This is a genomic window from Vibrio sp. Vb1554, assembly GCF_033344235.1.
In genome coordinates this window covers 36,815-53,760 of sequence record NZ_JAWPOJ010000011.1, presented here as the reverse complement: position 1 = coordinate 53,760, position 16,946 = coordinate 36,815, and the positions used below count along the sequence as shown (strand labels likewise).

General features: G+C 44.2%; 14 protein-coding genes. 7 read left to right on the top strand and 7 right to left on the bottom strand.

Annotated elements, in window-relative coordinates:
- Positions 1-26 precede the first annotated feature (26 nt).
- Together pgl and zwf are read right to left on the bottom strand one after the other, a co-directional pair.
- Complete coding sequence (gene pgl / locus R8N28_RS11415) at positions 27-743, bottom strand: 6-phosphogluconolactonase (RefSeq protein WP_065274582.1); 717 nt, start codon at positions 741-743, stop codon at positions 27-29.
- On the bottom strand, positions 740-2,242 hold the full coding sequence (zwf, locus tag R8N28_RS11410) for a glucose-6-phosphate dehydrogenase (protein WP_017634563.1): 1,503 nt from the start codon (positions 2,240-2,242) through the stop codon (positions 740-742). The genes pgl and zwf overlap by 4 nt, the downstream gene beginning before the upstream one ends.
- Before the next feature lie 537 nt (positions 2,243-2,779).
- Here zwf and R8N28_RS11405 point away from each other — a divergent pair.
- Positions 2,780-3,745 carry a helix-turn-helix domain-containing protein gene (locus R8N28_RS11405; RefSeq protein WP_065274583.1) on the top strand — a complete coding sequence of 322 codons (966 nt, stop codon included), beginning with the start codon at positions 2,780-2,782 and terminating at the stop codon, positions 3,743-3,745.
- Between the two features lie 100 nt (positions 3,746-3,845).
- Positions 3,846-5,981, top strand: a complete 2,136-nt coding sequence (locus R8N28_RS11400; protein WP_053306995.1) for a TonB-dependent siderophore receptor — start codon at positions 3,846-3,848, stop codon at positions 5,979-5,981.
- Between the two features lie 91 nt (positions 5,982-6,072).
- Here the strand turns inward: R8N28_RS11400 and R8N28_RS11395 are convergent, their stop codons facing one another.
- The gene (locus R8N28_RS11395) at positions 6,073-6,759 is read right to left on the bottom strand and encodes a response regulator (protein ID WP_065274584.1); all 687 of its coding nucleotides are present in this window, start codon (positions 6,757-6,759) and stop codon (positions 6,073-6,075) included.
- Positions 6,756-8,375: a sensor histidine kinase gene (locus R8N28_RS11390; protein ID WP_065274585.1), complete on the bottom strand. Its 1,620-nt coding sequence runs from the start codon at positions 8,373-8,375 to the stop codon at positions 6,756-6,758. Before R8N28_RS11390 ends, R8N28_RS11395 begins: the two co-directional genes overlap by 4 nt.
- 476 nt (positions 8,376-8,851) lie before the next feature.
- On the opposite strand from R8N28_RS11390, the gene R8N28_RS11385 reads away from it, so the two are divergent.
- The 5 genes from R8N28_RS11385 (at position 8,852) to R8N28_RS11365 (ending at position 13,946) form a co-directional block, all read left to right on the top strand.
- The gene (locus tag R8N28_RS11385; RefSeq protein WP_005377125.1) at positions 8,852-9,079 is read left to right on the top strand and encodes a hypothetical protein; all 228 of its coding nucleotides are present in this window, start codon (positions 8,852-8,854) and stop codon (positions 9,077-9,079) included.
- A 130-nt stretch (positions 9,080-9,209) separates the two neighbouring features.
- Positions 9,210-10,625 (top strand): TolC family protein, encoded by a 1,416-nt coding sequence (locus tag R8N28_RS11380; RefSeq protein WP_065274586.1) that lies wholly within the window; start codon positions 9,210-9,212, stop codon positions 10,623-10,625.
- 3 nt (positions 10,626-10,628) lie between these two features.
- Positions 10,629-11,609 (top strand): HlyD family secretion protein, encoded by a 981-nt coding sequence (locus R8N28_RS11375; RefSeq protein ID WP_005377122.1) that lies wholly within the window; start codon positions 10,629-10,631, stop codon positions 11,607-11,609.
- A gap of 22 nt (positions 11,610-11,631) precedes the next feature.
- Positions 11,632-12,798 (top strand): ABC transporter permease, encoded by a 1,167-nt coding sequence (locus tag R8N28_RS11370; RefSeq protein WP_262635470.1) that lies wholly within the window; start codon positions 11,632-11,634, stop codon positions 12,796-12,798.
- The gene (locus tag R8N28_RS11365) at positions 12,795-13,946 is read left to right on the top strand and encodes an ABC transporter permease (protein ID WP_025768104.1); all 1,152 of its coding nucleotides are present in this window, start codon (positions 12,795-12,797) and stop codon (positions 13,944-13,946) included. The genes R8N28_RS11370 and R8N28_RS11365 overlap by 4 nt, the downstream gene beginning before the upstream one ends.
- A 286-nt stretch (positions 13,947-14,232) precedes the next feature.
- Here the strand turns inward: R8N28_RS11365 and R8N28_RS11360 are convergent, their stop codons facing one another.
- The 3 genes from R8N28_RS11360 to R8N28_RS11350 form a co-directional block, all read right to left on the bottom strand.
- Complete coding sequence (locus R8N28_RS11360) at positions 14,233-15,141, bottom strand: LysR family transcriptional regulator (protein WP_017634569.1); 909 nt, start codon at positions 15,139-15,141, stop codon at positions 14,233-14,235.
- Positions 15,142-15,283: 142 nt separating this feature from the next.
- Complete coding sequence (locus R8N28_RS11355) at positions 15,284-15,712, bottom strand: hypothetical protein (RefSeq protein ID WP_065274589.1); 429 nt, start codon at positions 15,710-15,712, stop codon at positions 15,284-15,286.
- A gap of 17 nt (positions 15,713-15,729) precedes the next feature.
- Positions 15,730-16,899 (bottom strand): patatin-like phospholipase family protein, encoded by a 1,170-nt coding sequence (locus R8N28_RS11350; RefSeq protein WP_065274590.1) that lies wholly within the window; start codon positions 16,897-16,899, stop codon positions 15,730-15,732.
- Between the last annotated feature and the right edge of the window lie 47 nt (positions 16,900-16,946).

The window sequence follows — 16,946 nt, the reverse complement described above, 5'->3', positions numbered from 1 at the left end:
ATTTTATTTCATCGACGAGCAGCGTCTTAAGCAATTTTTGCTGCCGCATCTAAATCTAAATACCATTCCGTTAGGCCCGATTTCGCTTGAATCTTAGCCGCTGGGTATGGCAGTGCGTGTGCTGGTGAACTGTTAATTTCTTCAACAATGTCCGCTTTTCCTGCACCAAGCACTAAGTAACTAATGCGTTTCGCTGCTTCTAATACGCGTGTGGTTTTCGACACACGAAGTTGGCCCGATTCAGGATGCGACGCCACAAGAGATAGGTTCGCATCATCATAATTCGTTTGGCCAGGGAACAGAGAAGCTGTATGACCATCTGCACCAACGCCTAATAAGATCCAGTCAAACACAGGTGTGCCGTTTTCACTCGGGATCACCTCTGCCATCTCTTTTGCAAAGCGCTCGGCTTCTGCTTTAGGCTCATCTTCGCCACGGATGCGGTGAATGTTTTCTGCAGGAATATTTACTTGGCTAAACAACAACGTGTTCGCTTCACCGTAGTTGCTTTCTGCATCGTCAGGGGCAACACAACGTTCGTCACCCCACCAAAAGTGGAGGTTTTCCCATTGAATGGAGGTTGCGTAAGCCTCTGAAGCCAGTAGTTTAAACAGCATTTTAGGAGTGCTGCCGCCAGAAAGAGAGATGTGAACAGGTCTGCCCATTTCGCTAAACGCTTTCATATCGTTAGCTAGGCTTTCAACTACCTGTTCTGCTGTTTGGTAGATCTTATGGTTGATCATAGTTCACAGTAATCCGTATCTGTTAAGTTTTTACATGGGAAACGCCAAGCACGGCCATCACGCTGTAACAAGTCATCTGACTCTTTAGGTCCCCAAGTGCCGCATGCGTACCCGAAGAGGGATTGTGGATCTTGCTTAAAATCTAAGATTGGCTGTACGTATTGCCAGCACGCTTCCACCGCATCACTACGTGCAAATAGCGTAGCATCACCATTCAAAGCATCAAGTAGAAGACGCTCGTATGCCGTTAGCATTTGCGTTTCTTGCAGGTCAGCGTAATGGAAGTTCATTTTCACTTCCTTCGCTTCAAAGCCTGCGCCTGGCTCTTTCAAGCCAAAGCTCATTTGAATGCCTTCGTCTGGTTGAATACGAATGATCAGCTTGTTTTCTGGTGCGTTTTGACCAAACACAGGATGCGGTGTTTGTTTAAAGTGGATAACCACCTCAGTAACGCGTGTTGGAAGACGCTTACCAGTACGCACGTAAAATGGCACGCCATTCCAACGCCAGTTGTTGATGTACGCTTTCAAACCGATGTAAGTCTCTGTACGAGAATCGTCTGCAACTCCCGGCTCTTCACGGTAGCCGCGTAGGCTTTGCCCACGAACTTCAGACGCCGTGTATTGGCCTAATACTAGGTCATTGCGCAGAGCGTTTTCGTCTAATGGCTTTAAGCATTGAAGCACTTTTACCACTTCATCACGCATCGAGTCTGCATTGATTTGCGCTGGTGGTTCCATACCTACCATTGCTAATACTTGTAGCAAGTGGTTTTGGAACATGTCGCGCACAGCGCCAGAGTTGTCGTAGTAACCACCACGCTCCTCTACGCCAAGGAATTCTGCGCCTGTGATTTCAACGTAATCAATGAAGTTACGGTTCCAAAGCGGCTCAAACATCGCATTAGAGAAACGAAGCACAAGTAGGTTTTGTACCGTTTCTTTACCTAAGTAATGGTCAATTCGGTAGATTTGATGCTCTTGGAAGTGCTCGTGAATTTCTTTGTCCAGAATACGCGCCGATTCAAGATCATAGCCGAATGGTTTCTCAATGATCAGGCGTTTCCAGCCATCCTCTTCACTGTTAAGACCATGTGCTGCAAGACTTGCAGGGATCACACTGTATAAACTTGGTGGGGTTGCTAAGTAAAAAAGCGTATTGCGTTGCTCGAATTGATATTCGTCCGCAAGTTGGTCTAAGCGAGAAGATAGCTTACCGTAATCTTGTGTGTCAGAAGTATTAATTGCTTGGTAGTGCAGATGGTTAATAAATGCATCAAGCGTTTCTGGCTCAGTCTTTTCCATTTCCTGAAGCGATTTTTTCAGCTTCGCGCGGTAAGACTCATCACTGTATTCAGTGCGACTTACACCCAGAATGGCAAAATTCTCTGGAAGCTGCTTGTTCGCGTAGAGGTGGTATAAAGCAGGAATGAGCTTACGGTACGTAAGGTCACCTGAAGCACCAAAAATAACGATGCTGCTGTTTTCTGGTATTACCATCATCTTTCCCTTAAAAACGAGGTACTTATTGTGTGCCCGGATACGGCTAGAGAATGAGCCAACCCTATCAATGGCACCTCAAAATAGAAAATTGGTCTTACCTATTACGTTGATAGGTAAAGTCTATGGGCCCAAAGAACCTTAAGAAGTTGCATTTCCGATTCTTGGAAACACGACGTATTGAGGTCATTTAAGTCACTTATGTCTCAAAAGTACACACTGTACTCGCTGGAGGAGAGTCCGACACGGGGCAATATTGTCTACGACTATTTGATTTACATCAACACTTGCCAGTGCAAACGTTTAAATAAGTTGCACAAAACGTCATAAGCGATTGTATTTTATTGATAAAAAAAGTTTCATCTGAACGCTACAAAATTTAAGCAAAAACTCTAATATGGGTAAAAATCACTCATACTTGCAATCCATTACAGTTTTATCGTGATCTGTGTTACTTACTTTTTATTTCATCATCCTATTGATAATGATACTCAATTAAAGATAATGAAATCACTATTAATGTGAAAGTAGAACGCCATGAAATCAAGCGCCATTAACCCACATCCCATAAACCGAATACAATCGGTGCTTGACTACATTCACACCAACTTAGACAGCACTCTGAGCGTAGATGAAATATCGAAAGCAAGTTGTTGGTCGCGCTGGCAACTGCAACGCGTATTTCAACAACACACTGGCATATCCGTCGCTCACTACATCAGAGAGCTTAAACTTAGCCTTGCGGCTGAGCGCTTAATCCATACTTCTGACCGCTCGTTAGATATAGCGATAGAAATGGGATTTACATCTGAACACGCATTTAGCCGAGCGTTCAGGAATATGTTTTCAAAAAGCCCACGCGAATATCGCAAAACGCAACAACTCTCCGGGTTGAGACAACCTTTAACGCTGCGTAAGACACCAGAGGAAGAGAAAAAACATCAGCGCTTTATTGAAGTTCGAATAGAAACAAAATCGGCTTTTGAACTTGCTGGTTATCATGAACCTATTCACGGATTGTTTTCCGCTACGCCCGATTTCCAATCCAAAGTACCGTCACTTTGGTCACGTCTTTATTCATCTGAAAACCTTAATAATTCGGAAAGTAGTTACTTTGGCGTGATTGATGTGACGCAAGCGTATTCAAACAACCAACAACTTGAGTACTGGGCAGGTTATGAGTGTGGTCCAACAGCAAACGCATCAAGATCAACGAACTCTTCCAACTCGGGGTTAGACCTCTTGGCTGTTCCTGAGCAAACCTACGCCGTCATTACACACATAGGCAAAGCATCAGAGCTCGCCTCAACGCTGGAATGGTTTATTTTACATTGGCTACCCTACTCTAATTATCATGCTATCGATGGTTATGAGTTAGAGCTTTATCCAGAAGGTTATGATGTTGATAGCGAACAAGCACAAATGCAGTATTGGATTCCTGTCGAGCCAAACGACTCGCTATCTTTAAAACCTAAGAACAGAAGAATAAGTTCCAAAGATTAGTGTTTTGCACCAAATTGTTAACTTTTCCTATTTCTTTGAATATAGAATACAAATAACAATCATTATCAATAAATAGAAAAAAGTAGTGGAATTTATAAATATGGAAAGTCCAATTCGATTTCATCGTTCAGCGGTTGCTATCGTCGTATCCGCATTGCTCGCTGGCCACGCCAATGCGACTGAGAGCGTATCCCAACACGAAACGATTACGGTGCTAGGAGAAACATACCGAAACACCGCAACTAAAACCGTTTTAGAACCGGAGGAAACACCGCAAGCGATCACGGTAATCACTAAAGATGACATGGACCTACGCGGCGTAAACTCGGTGAGCGAAGCATTGCGTTATGCGCCTGGCGTAAATACAGAATTGCGTGGCGGTGCCGTTTCCCGACTTGACCTATTCAATATTCGTGGTTTTATTAACTACACCAACTTTTATGATGGTCTTCCTTTGCTGTACAACGGTTGGAACCTTCAACCGCAGGTCGATTCCGTTGCTCTTGAGCAAATCGAGGTTTTTAAAGGGCCAACGTCTGTTCTTTACGGCAATATTCCACCAGGAGGTATGGTCAACATTATCGCCAAGGCGCCTCAGTCAACACCCTCGCACTCTGTCTCGATTAGTACTGGGACTAACAGCCTAAAAGAACTAACGTTCGACACCACAGGACAAATTGGTGATTCTAATGTGGATTACCGTATCGTCGGCCTGGCAAAACAGCGAGATGGTCAAGCCGATACGTCTGAAGATGAACGTTATGTACTCGCCCCATCTTTCAATTGGCAAGCGACAGAAAGCACATTAGTGAACGTGAATGTTTACTATCAAAATGATCCATCAGCAGGTATCTACACGACTGTGCCTGCGTCTGGCTCAGTGATTAAAAACCCACTTGGCTCGATGTCACCAAGCACCTATTTGGGGGATGAGGACTGGAACACTTACGAACGCGAAGTTCTGATGATGGGTTACAAAGTCCAACACGACTTTAACAACAATTGGCAATTTCTACAGAATGCCCGCTACATGACCGCCGATGCCTATCAGGAAAACACATATAACGGTGCACTTGAAGCGGATAACCGTACCGTTGGTCGAAATGCCTATTTAACCGATGAAAAGTCCAAATCCTTTGTGATTGACAACCAACTATCTGGCTACGTTAAAACAGGAAATTTTGAACATAACTTATTATTCGGGCTTGATTATCAGTATCTAGATTCAGATGTAAAATACAAAGACACGCTTGGGTATTCGCTAACTCAGGACATTTTTAATCCTGACCACAACAGCATTGATCGTAATGCACTGAATTTCCAATACAAACAAAACTTGGATATCAAAACGAAGCAGATTGGCGTTTATTTCCAAGATCAAGTTCGTTACGACCAACTTGTAATGATTGCAGGTCTTCGTTGGGATAAATACGATTCAAATACAGACGCCGTTAGCGATTATCTAGGAACAGTATCCAAGAGCAAGGAAGAGTTAGACGATACCAACGTATCTTTCCGAGTCGGTGGTTTGTATGAGCTAGACTTTGGTCTCTCGCCATACCTTACTTACTCGGAAAGTTTCGAGCCAATTGCGGGTGCCGACTCTTCTGGTAAAGCATTTGAGCCATCAACCGGTCATCAATGGGAGTTAGGCTTTAAATACGCACCATTATCTGGTGATATCTCAGGTAACTTAGCACTCTTCCATATCACGAAGAAAAACGCGATCTTGACCGATCCGAATAATCCTTATGCACCGAACTATCAAGCGGGCGAAGTGGTATCACAAGGTATTGAACTTGAGGCAAAATGGCAAGCCACAGCACAAGCTGATTTCACTCTAGGCTATACATATACCGATATGGAGATTACCGAGGACAGTTATTACAACCAAGAAGGTAAAACGCCGGTTTGGGTACCTGAGCAAACGGCCTCTCTATGGGCAAATTACTTCTTTGAAGGAAATCTTTCAGGCCTTCGTACCAGTGCTGGCGTTCGCTATGTCGGAGAAGCACAAATTGATGCACAGAATAGTCAAAAAGTACCGGACTACACCTTGTTTGATTTAGCAGCAAGTTACGATTTCTCAACGGTATCTGAATCAATGAAAGGGGCTAGCGTCACGCTTTCTGCAAGCAATCTATTCGATAAAGAATACTATTCTTGTTACGACAAAAATAACTGTTGGTTTGGCGCTGAGCGCTCTATCGAAGCGAAGTTAGAATACAACTTCTAACCTCTTAGAGCGGAACAGCAGTAATTTGTAAAGCGATGGTTTCTACAACAAGCCATCGCTTTTTATTTTGCATAGAGCATCAATATAAACGCTACCTTGTCACTTTTTTATAGCACCTTTCCGGCCTACCTACCGACCCATAGTTTAAATCAGCCTCTAGTTCACCAGTAGTGATAAGATACTCCAAATAGCGCCTCGCCGTTGTTCGGCTCGCGCCGATCTTTTCGCCTGCCTCATCAGCGGTCAGTACACTGCCATTTGGGAACAACTCTCTGATCTTGTCTAGCGTTACACCATCAATCCCTTTCGGTAATCGGTTCGGCAAGTTGTCTTGATTGGCGTGAGACTGCAGCATTTTATCAACGAGGTTCTGATCCAAACTCTCTACGATGTCTAGTTGTTGGCGTTGGCACACATACTTTTTCAGTGCGGCATCTAAGCGTGGAAACATAACTGGTTTTAACAGGTAATCGACAACGCCACCCCTCATCGCCTGTTGTAATGTATCGACATCCCTTGCGGCTGTAATCAAAATGACATCACACGTTTGGTTACTTGCACGCAGTGTATTTAGTATCTCAAGCCCTGTGCCATCGGGAAGATAGACATCCATCAATAGCAAATCTGGCTTAAGAATGTCGAGTTGCATTTCCGCTTCCATTCTCGTGGTCGCAATTCCAACCACTTCCAAACCTGCCAGTTGGCTTAAGTATTTGTGGTGCAGCTCAGCAATAGCCAGATCATCTTCAATGATCATTACGCGAGTCGCCATACTCATAATTGTTCTTCCTTGGGTAAGTACACCGTTATTCTTGTCCCATAATTTGTATTGGGTATCATCTCAACATGGCCGTGATATCGAGTAGCAAGCTGATTGACAAGGTGTAACCCAACACCTCGATTTTGACGAGATTTCGTCGAAACGCCTTTTGTAAATAATGTTTGTGGATCCATTGTTTTTGGGAGGCCACAGCCATGATCTATCACCTCAAGTATCACTTCATTTCCGTAATCGCTAACGGACACATCAATGTTTCTGCGTTCTGACGCAACATTTGATTCATCGCGAATTGAAGTTAACGTGGCATCGAAAGCGTTATCAATCAAATTACCCAAAATTGTGACAAGATCTTCCGAATTTAGCCACTCAGGCAGGGGCTCCAGACGACTACCTTCCTCAACCATCAGTTGTAAGCCTAACTCGCGCGCACGTTCAGTTTTTCCAAGCAACATACCTGCAATTAGCGGGTCCTTAACGGTATCTCTTAAAAACTCAATCATTGCTTGATAGTGTGCGGTTTCTTGTCCAATTAACTTTTGCACCGCATCAAGTTCACCCATTTGTACTAGCCCACTAATGGTGTTGAGCTTATTTCGATGCTCATGGGTTTGCGAACGTAACAAATCTGCATATTCCTTGGTTTGTGATAGCTGCTCGGTTAGATCATTAATTTCATCCCTTAAACGGAAACTCGATACCGCCCCCACGATTTTTCCATCAACATAAATTGGAGAGCGATTTGCAATCAGGCGCTTATGATTAAGGAATATTTCAATATCATGATCTTCCTGCCCGCTTTCTAACACTGTATATAGATCGCTATCACGCAGCGTATCAGTCAAAGGTTTATTAAGCGCTGATTCTCTATCAATACCGAGAATCTGGCAGGCACTACGATTTATCGAGCGAAGTATCCCTTGGGCATCAATGCTTAACACGCCCTCTTTGATGGTGCTCATCGTCACTTCTAATTCGCCGTACAACCGCCCTATCTCTTCAGGCTCAAAGCCTAAAATGGCGCGCTGAAACTTTCTCGACGCATAATTGGATACAATGGCATTAGCGACGACAACTACGATGACCATTAAAATCAAAAAGGCCAAAAATGGTTCGATGCGGTCTTGCAGTCGGTCGAGCAAATAGCCAACTGAAACCACACCAATAATGTTCCCTTGCTCGTCAAAAATCGCAGCTTTACCACGAACTGAATAACCTAACGAGCCCTGTGCCGTCGAAACATAAGACAACCCCTGTTCTAGCGCTCGACGATTGTCGCCACCTCTCATTGGCTTGCCCAACCGCTCATCAACAGGGTGGATTAAGCGTACTCCCTTATGGTCGCCAATAACGATGAATGCAGCACCTATGGCTTCGGTTAATTCTCTAAAGCGAAGTTGGTATGGCTGGGGGTTTTGGGTTTCGATCATTTCACGAACAACCGCTGAGTCCGCTAAAAAACGGGCAACACCCAGTGCTTTTTCTCCCATTTCTTGCTCTTGATTGATTTTGAGATAAGTGAACCCCGCGGCGACAAGCAATAACAGCTCTATCAACCCCGATAGCGTCATGATAATGAGCATCCGCTTACGAAAGCTGATGGTTTTCCAACTCATTGATACATCCTTGTGATTCACTCTTGAGCGTAACGTTAACACTCAGTTAACAGCATGACGTTGTCGCGGTGATAAATCTGTGAGGAAGGCAAACAAACCGCAGAGTTTACGGTTAATTAATCGACGAGCTGAAACATAAAATTACAACCATTCACCAAATTTAGCATTCCTCTCTGATACTCAATTCCATACATAAATTGCCCTTAAAATCATGATCGCGATCACATCGATTTTAGCGGTTTTTGAGGCGTTTTTAGACTTTACAACGTATAATTTTTAATCAACGAAACCAATGAGAGTTTCGGTTTGAAAGCAGTGAAGCTGGAAGTCTATTAAAAGCTCAACATTGATGTCAGTGATTTGGACACAAATAAAACAAAACACAAATACTGACTATATGACAAACACTTAGACACCATCTGAAAACTGGAAAACTATAAACAGAGGTGCATTTATAGTTAGAAGGAACACCAAACATGGAACGCGATACCTTTGGAATATGCCTGAATAAGGCGATGCTGTCAGAGAATATGTATTCAACATTTACACACGTCAGGGCTTATGAAAAAAACGGAGGCGGTACTTCTGATCTAAAAGTCCTGTTATCGTTCCCTCAAATGAGTGGAAAAGATCTATTGAATACGATGCGAGGTTCTCGTCAGCTCGAGTGGAGAGCGGAGTTTCACTGTCCATATACGAAATAAATTTGTAACATCTCCCGCGCCCAGCACAAATATAACTGGGCGCATACTACTGCCCAATTTTCCCTCCTACTTAACACGCAGTTACGAATCCTTTATATTAGAGCTAATACTCTACGACAAAGCAGCCATTATGAAAAAAACAGGAAAGGTTTGGATACTGGGCTTACTTAGCAGCTCGATTTCCCTTGCCTGTCATGCGGCACCGATCACTTTTGATACCGCATGGCAGCTATTGCTAGAAAACAACTATTCTCTTAAAGCTCAACGCTCAAACGTCGAGAACTACCAATACCAAGAGAGTGCCACCAGCAATCTCAACTTACCTCAGGTTACTATTGGCGCGAATTACACGCGTTTAGATACCGATATCACGCTGTCGGGAAAACAGATCCTAGACAGCACAGGAGCACACATTAACGTACCTCCTGCTTTTCAGCCTATTTTTGGTGCCTTAGCTAATACCACTTCGACCATAACCGAGCGCGATATTTTCTCTTCGTCTATTCGTGCCATTTGGCCAGTTTTTACTGGTGGTAGAATTTCTGCGGCTCAATCAGCAGCAGAAGGCAAAACGGATGAGGCGAAAAGTCAGCTTCTAATGGAACAACAAGCGCGTTTTGAAGATTTATCGAAGTACTACTTTTCTGTCGTACTGGCAAAGGAAGTACTCGCAACGCGGCAAGCGGTTGAAGCAGGGCTAAAAAAGCATCGAGATTTTGCCATTAAGCTTGAAGAGCAAGGACAAATCGCGCACGTTGAGCGCCTGCAAGCCGAGGCTTCTTTAGATAAAGCATCTGTAGAAACACGTAAAGCAGCCAGCGATTTGAGTATCGCTCAGGCTGCATTAGGTAAATTACTCGCGCAAGATGATGCCGTAGAGCCCGCTGAATCTTTGTTTATCAACGACAGTCTTCCCCCTCTTACTGCTTTTGTCGATCAAACGTTGCTTACCTATCCGGGGTTAGAGCTTCTGAGCGCTAAACACAAACAAGCCTCTAGCTTAATCAAAGCAGAAAAAGGGAAATACTACCCTGAAGTTTATCTTTACGGCGACTACAGCTTGTATGAAGACGATTCTCTCGCAAGCCAAATGAAGCCTGACTGGTTAGTTGGTGTTGGTGTCAGCATTCCACTGATTGAATCATCAGGGCGAAGCGAAAAAGTCAAAGCCGCTCAAAGCGTCGTCTCGCAGGTCGACTCATTAAAGTCCCAAGCCAAACAAGACTTATCGCTGTTAGTCCAAAAGACATACTTGGAGGCTCAGCAAGCCATTGATGAAGTACAAGGGCTCGCATCTAGCATTGAACTCGCTAACGAAAACCTGCGCTTGCGTGAAAAAGCATTTACTCAGGGTCTGTCGTCTTCTCTGGATGTTGTGGATGCACAACTTTATGTCGCGAGTATAGAAACACAACGTTCAGCGGCGCGTTTCCGCTATTTAATATCTTTAACCAAGCTACTCGCATTGAGCAGTGAAATGAACAGCTTCGAACAATATCAAAATACCGCTTATATCCCTGCTTCAACATCCAAAGAGGTGAAATAAATCATGGCAGCTAAATCACTAAAACCCGTTTTACTCTCACTTTGTGCTTTGGGTGTTGCCTCTTGGGTTGGGTATCAATTTTACCAAGCCTATCAACCAGAACCGATCCGCTTACAGGGATTAATTGAAGCCCAGCAATACAGCATTTCCTCAAAAGTCCCAGGGCGTATTGATGAGGTCATGGTACGTAAAGGCGACGATGTAGAGAAAGGTCAGCTTATTTTTACCCTTCATAGTCCTGAAATTGAAGCGAAGTTAGAACAAGCAAAAGCAGGTGAAAAAGCGGCGGACGCCTTAGCTCAAGAAGCTGAGAAAGGCGCACGTGAGCAACAAATCCAAGCAGCAAAAGATCAGTGGATGAAAGCCAAAGCCGCTGCGAATTTAATGGAAAAAACCTACAATCGTGTGAATAACCTTTATAACGATGGCGTGGTTGCAGAACAAAAACGCGATGAAGCTTTAACTCAGTGGCAAGCAGCGAAATACACAGAAAGTGCTGCGTTTCAAATGTATGAAATGGCAAAAGAAGGCGCTAGAAGTGAAACCAAAGTGGCTGCGGCGGAAAAAGCGCGCATGGCATCAGGTGCCGTAGCCGAAGTAGAAGCGTATGCGAAAGATACTCAGATCTACAGCTGGTTCGACGGCGAAGTCTCTCAAGTTCTGCTTCAAAGTGGTGAATTAGCACCTCAGGGCTTCCCAGTAGTTACTGTGATAGATACAGAAGATGCCTGGGCGACACTGAATGTGCGTGAAGATTACCTTCAACACTTTAAAAAAGGAGCAACCTTTGATGCCTATTTGCCTGCCTTAAATAAAAATGTTGAGTTCAAAGTAACGCATGTTGCCGTTATGGGTGACTTTGCAACGTGGAGAGCAACCGATGCTTCTCAAGGTTTTGATCTTCGTACCTTTGAAGTAGAAGCTCGTCCAGCTCAACCCGAACCTGAACTGCGTATGGGAATGAGTGTTGTCGTTGAACTTTAATCACAACCACTAGGTTAATGCTATGACGATTAAGATTTCACAGCGGCATATCTTACGACGAGACAGGTGGTTGCTTTCGTGCCTTACTTGGATACCGATTTTGCTCGCGATGATGATTTGGGGAGTGTTCTCTGCGGGCATTGCCCGGGATCTGTCAATCGGTGTGGTTGATCTACAACATTCCCAACTTTCTCGAAAGCTCATTCAATCTTTGGATGCGTCGTCGAGTCTGGCTGTTAGCTATCACTACACCAGTACAAGCGAAGCAAAAAATGCGATGATTGAAGGCGATATCTACGCTTACGCGGTCATCCCATCTAAGTTCGACCAAGATATTCTCCAGCACCGCCAACCTCAACTTTCTGTCTTTTACAACAGTCAGTACATTTTGGTAGCGAAACTGATCAACTCTGCCGTTGCGCAAGCACAAGGCTATTTCGACGCTCAGGTTGAAGTAATGGGAAACTTGGCTAAGGGTAACACCACAACGTTAGCAGCGGCTGGACAGGCTGTACCCGTGTCGACACAAATAACCGCATTATTTAACCGTAACAATAACTACGCACAATTTTTGGTAACGGCTATCGTGCCAGCCATTTGGCAAATATGTATTGTAGTAAGCACTATTTTGATTCTTGCCGCGCACTTTCGCATTTATGGTGGAAAGAATGGCTTTGCATTTTTGGGCGAAAAGCCATACGCCAGGCTCACTACCCTATTAAGTCAGTACATTCCGGTCTTTATGGCGCAAGGTGCGTTGTTCTTGTACTGGTTTTATTCTGTGCTTGATTGGCCAATGGAAGGCAGTTTTTTGGTTATGCTACTAGCACAATTGGCGACGGTTATCGCCTGTATCATTATGGGAGCGTTGTTCTTCTTCTTGTCGATGGATCCTGCACGTGCGATGAGTTTTGCTGGCGCGTTTACGGCTCCAAGTTTCGCGTTCATGGGAATTACATTCCCAGTTTCTGACATGAACACGCTCGCTTATGCATGGCGTTCATTATTGCCGATTACCCATTACATTGAAGTACAAGTGAGCCAAGCAAACTATGGAGCATCGGCCGCACAATCTTTAAGCTCGCTATGGCCTATGATTGGTTACGTTGTGCCTCTGCTCATCACCGCAGCCTTGATGGGTAAACATCGAACAGCTTCATCAACACGCCAAGCGAAGGAGGCGGTATGACATTGTGGCAACTGATTAAAGCGGAATTTAAGGCCGTTCTAACCAATCCAGTCGTTACGTTGACCGTGTTTGGTGGTGTCGTATTTTACTCGTTTTTATACCCTTTGCCTTATGCACAACAAACGCCTCGTGAACAACCAATCGCGATTGTTAATCTAGATGGTAGTCAGACGAGTTTAAAGCTGGAACGTATGGTTGATGCCACCCCACAAGTCAACGTAGTCACTCGACTTCATACGATTGCCGATGCAAAGCAAGCATTTTTACAACGAGAGATCACCGGTTTTTTAGTCATACCGGAACACTTTTACAAAGACCTAATGCTAGGTAAAAGCCCGACTCTAGCCTACGCTGCGGACGCCTCGTATTTTCTCGTGTACGGAACCGTGGTAGAAGGATTGGCCCAAGCTGGAGGCACATTAGGGGCCCAAGTGAAAGTCAGTAAAATGGTGATAGATGGTGTGCCCATGAGTATGGCTAGCCATAATTACTCTGCTATTAAGCTTAATATGAAACCGACGTTCAACCCAACCATGGGTTACATCGAATACGTAGTGCCGGCAGTATTTGTTCTGATTTTACAACAAACGTTGATCATGGCGGTTGGATTACAAACGGGAACACAGCGTCATGGTCGTGGCTATTGGTCACAAGTATCAACGGGATCGCTGCTGCTTGTGAGAACGTTAGTATTTGTGGCAATTTATTATTTACTCGGCGCCTATTATTTTGGTTTTAGCTTCGAACGCTTAAACGTAAACCATATCGCCAACGCGGGCGAATTGCTGGCTATGTTGTTCCCGTTCTTTTTAGGTTGTTGCGGACTAGGCTTCTGGCTAGGCTACTTATTACCTCGGCGTGAACTTGTCACCTTAGTCGTCTTAGTGAGCTCTATGCCGCTCATTTTCTTGGCTGGTTTTATTTGGCCGATTGAAGCCATACCTACTCCCTTACTATGGATTGCTGATTTAAGCCCAAGCACTTGGGCGATCAAAGCTTTCTTAGCACTAAACCAAATGGGGGCAACCTGGCAACAAGTCGCTCCACATTGGACAGCACTTTGGGCACTCACTGTGCTTTGGGGTAGCGTTGCGTACTGGATTGCTAAGCGAAGTAACAAGCCAGTTGTAACAGAGAGCTTGGGGTGATAGCTGACATTTTTATTACTATAAAAAAAGCCGGGTAACTAAACCCGGCTGAAAATCTGCGTCCTTGCAGCGGACATATGGTAAAAACACTTTTTGCTCTGGGCTTACCCATTGAGCGAGGTTAGATTAAGCCAAAAACTATGGACTCCATACTCTCATATAGAGGGTTATATCCTTCCAATAGACATTAGCTCTTCGCTAGAACGATAACGTTTTTCAGACACAAAAAAACAAGACTCACATTGAGTCTTGTTGTTGATAGGGATGAGCAAGATACATGTCGCCGCTAAGTCATATCACGGATTATTTTCTCTCGGTATTCTGTAACGACCTTCATGATTGAATTTTTTACATCACCAACTTGCTTAGAGGGTTGGCACCATAGGCCAAAACCAAACTTAAAACCTTCCAATAATTCAGAAGCTTCCACTGGCTCTATATGATTATTAGAAAACTCCGAATGGGCAAACGTTCTGGGGAGAATCGCCCATCCTAAACCTGCTTCAACCATTTTCACTACAAGGGCCAATTGGTCGACCTCTTCATGGTTCGAACTTACGATGACTTTTTCGCCCATTCCCTCTTCAATAAGAGACCGCAGTACAAATTGTTTACTATTCCTCAAGGCTGTCAATACTCGATCTGGTGCCATAGAAGCGAGTTCACCACCTTTCTGGACGAAAGGAACAAATTCAAAATGACCTAAAAACGTCGCATCCAGACTATGTATTGCTCGACTATCATGCACATTGACAATACCGAATTGATAATCACCATTCTGTAAACCCTCTTTAATTTCGTTGCGATTACGAACAAGAAAGTTAACTCGCATCATCGGAAAATCTGCTGCTAATTGAATACGAAGCAATACAAGAAAACGGTGTGGTATAGCGCTTGAATAGGCGATACTAACATTCTCTAACCCACCGTAAGCTAGACTTAATGCGACTTTATCGAAAGTACGTGCTTGTTCGATGGTTTGCTTAGCATAGTGGTAAAGAAGATGACCATCTTCTGTCGGTTCTACCGAGCGCCCCACTCGCTCAAACAGGTTGACCGCCAGTTGGTCTTCAAGATTGGTAATCACCTGCCCTATTGTGGTTCGGTGCTTATTGAGTTTGACCGCCGCCTTACTAAACGAAAGCTGTTCATAAACGGTTACGAACGCGAGAAGTTGTTCAAAACTAAAATTCATAGGTTGTGCTTACTTTTTAGAGTTATCTAATTAAATTACCACAAGATCGTAGAATTGTTACTTGGTAACGGAAACAATCTGCGTTTGAATTCCTTCTCGACGACACAAAAAAACCTACTAGCTTCAGTAGGTTTTCTCTAACTTAGTTGTACTCAACGACACGAGCTAAATAGTTGAATTCTCCTGAGTCACCATGGTAATCGCGGTAGACATCGACACTGAAATATTTAGGTTGATCAGTGTAAATGTGGTCAACGACTTTTTGCTCAAGTGACTCCAACGTTTCACCGACCTGAGAGTACACGAACTGCTTGTTCACTTTTTCCAATTTACGTTTTTTCGCTTCTTTGTGTGACACATAGTTGTTGATCTCTTCCCACTTTCCCACGAACTCGACCGCCACGTAACTCGAGTTCTCGTCAATCATGATAAAGGCTGCACCTTCTTCTTTGATTGCAGACAGTTGCTGCATATCACTATCCACTTTTTGCTGGTCAAGATGGGCTCCACTTTGGGCGAATGCAGTCGCGGAAGCGGTAAGTATCATGAGTGTAAGAACGGCTTTTTTCATTGTATCGTTTTCCTGTATTAAGGGAGTTCAGTTACCCAAAGTTGCCCTTGGGTGGCTTTTTTGAATCCATATTCGTAAATCGTCAGCAAGTAGCGGTGATCGAACATATCTTTCGTTACTTTGGCGTACCTGAAATCTTGATCAATGTAGGTAAACTGCATCTCGATATCGTTGATTTCACTGATGTATTTCATTCGATAGAGATCACCTCGAGTTTGCGCTAGCGTAAGGCTTGAGACACTTTTCGATACCAAGTCCAAACCTTTGTCTTTTAGTGGACGATACGGCGCTTTTAACGCACCATTGCGAATCACATCCAACTGAGGCGCTTTTTCTAACCCCAAAGCATCTGAGATTTGTTGATAGTTGAAGTTAGACGGATTAAAGAACACCTGCGCTGCGAGACCGCCATCTACGTGTAACTCCTCAAGTGTTTCTCCATCATGTTCAACATCGATAAATTGTGGAGGGAAAACACCAGGGATCGATGCGCTCGCAGCAAGCACCTTGTAAATAAGTTCAGATTTGTCCGCTAAATCACTGTTCGCAATCGCACCAATATTCCAAATCACCAGTTCGCCTGAATCAAAATGGGTACTGCCAATAAAGAGGCGTTTACCATTGCGGTGTTGCTGCGCCATCGCCTCGATCATGGGCTCAGGGTAAGCGTCTGCGATGAAATCATAGAGGTTCTCACCATCGGTAAACGCGTCCTTAAACAGGGTATTTAAGAAGTTCTTCTTACCCAAAATATTCTTATCATTGATGTTGAGCATGACTTCTTTCATCTTTGGCATCGCATCACCGCCAATGAAAACAAAAGGAGCGATTAGGGCACCAGCACTGACTCCAGTAATGATGGCATAATCTTTTAGCTCCCCCTTTTCCTGTAGCCCCATCAAAACGCCGGCCCCGTATGCGCCGTTTACGCCACCACCCGATAAGGCCAAAATATTGAGCTGTTCACCCTCTACTTTGATCGGTGTGGTTTGATTGTGCGCTGAGTAGAGAAAATCCGGCGCTTCATTGGCCCACATTCGAAGTGGCTCATTTGGTGTCGAACTCGCGATCTCGACATCTTTATAGTTGCTTTGAGAAACACGAACATCCAGCGTATGAGGTGAACTACAAGCTACTATCAGCAGCAAAAGTACAACCGTCACACCAGAGGAAATTAAACGATTCATAATCAGTCTCATTTAATGTTCTCTGGCGTATGACCAGAGACTCAGTT

What these genes read in the sequence shown, in the direction of transcription:
- R8N28_RS11375 (WP_005377122.1), top strand. Translation starts at nt 10,629, where the DNA reads ATGGCAGCTAAATCACTAAAACCCGTTTTACTCTCACTTTGTGCTTTG.
- R8N28_RS11400 (WP_053306995.1), top strand. Translation starts at nt 3,846, where the DNA reads ATGGAAAGTCCAATTCGATTTCATCGTTCAGCGGTTGCTATCGTCGTA.
- zwf (WP_017634563.1), bottom strand. Translation starts at nt 2,242, where the DNA reads ATGGTAATACCAGAAAACAGCAGCATCGTTATTTTTGGTGCTTCAGGT.
- R8N28_RS11390 (WP_065274585.1), bottom strand. Translation starts at nt 8,375, where the DNA reads ATGAGTTGGAAAACCATCAGCTTTCGTAAGCGGATGCTCATTATCATG.
- R8N28_RS11405 (WP_065274583.1), top strand. Translation starts at nt 2,780, where the DNA reads ATGAAATCAAGCGCCATTAACCCACATCCCATAAACCGAATACAATCG.
- R8N28_RS11395 (WP_065274584.1), bottom strand. Translation starts at nt 6,759, where the DNA reads ATGAGTATGGCGACTCGCGTAATGATCATTGAAGATGATCTGGCTATT.
- R8N28_RS11370 (WP_262635470.1), top strand. Translation starts at nt 11,632, where the DNA reads ATGACGATTAAGATTTCACAGCGGCATATCTTACGACGAGACAGGTGG.
- R8N28_RS11350 (WP_065274590.1), bottom strand. Translation starts at nt 16,899, where the DNA reads ATGAATCGTTTAATTTCCTCTGGTGTGACGGTTGTACTTTTGCTGCTG.
- R8N28_RS11365 (WP_025768104.1), top strand. Translation starts at nt 12,795, where the DNA reads ATGACATTGTGGCAACTGATTAAAGCGGAATTTAAGGCCGTTCTAACC.
- pgl (WP_065274582.1), bottom strand. Translation starts at nt 743, where the DNA reads ATGATCAACCATAAGATCTACCAAACAGCAGAACAGGTAGTTGAAAGC.
- R8N28_RS11355 (WP_065274589.1), bottom strand. Translation starts at nt 15,712, where the DNA reads ATGAAAAAAGCCGTTCTTACACTCATGATACTTACCGCTTCCGCGACT.
- R8N28_RS11360 (WP_017634569.1), bottom strand. Translation starts at nt 15,141, where the DNA reads ATGAATTTTAGTTTTGAACAACTTCTCGCGTTCGTAACCGTTTATGAA.
- R8N28_RS11380 (WP_065274586.1), top strand. Translation starts at nt 9,210, where the DNA reads ATGAAAAAAACAGGAAAGGTTTGGATACTGGGCTTACTTAGCAGCTCG.
- R8N28_RS11385 (WP_005377125.1), top strand. Translation starts at nt 8,852, where the DNA reads ATGGAACGCGATACCTTTGGAATATGCCTGAATAAGGCGATGCTGTCA.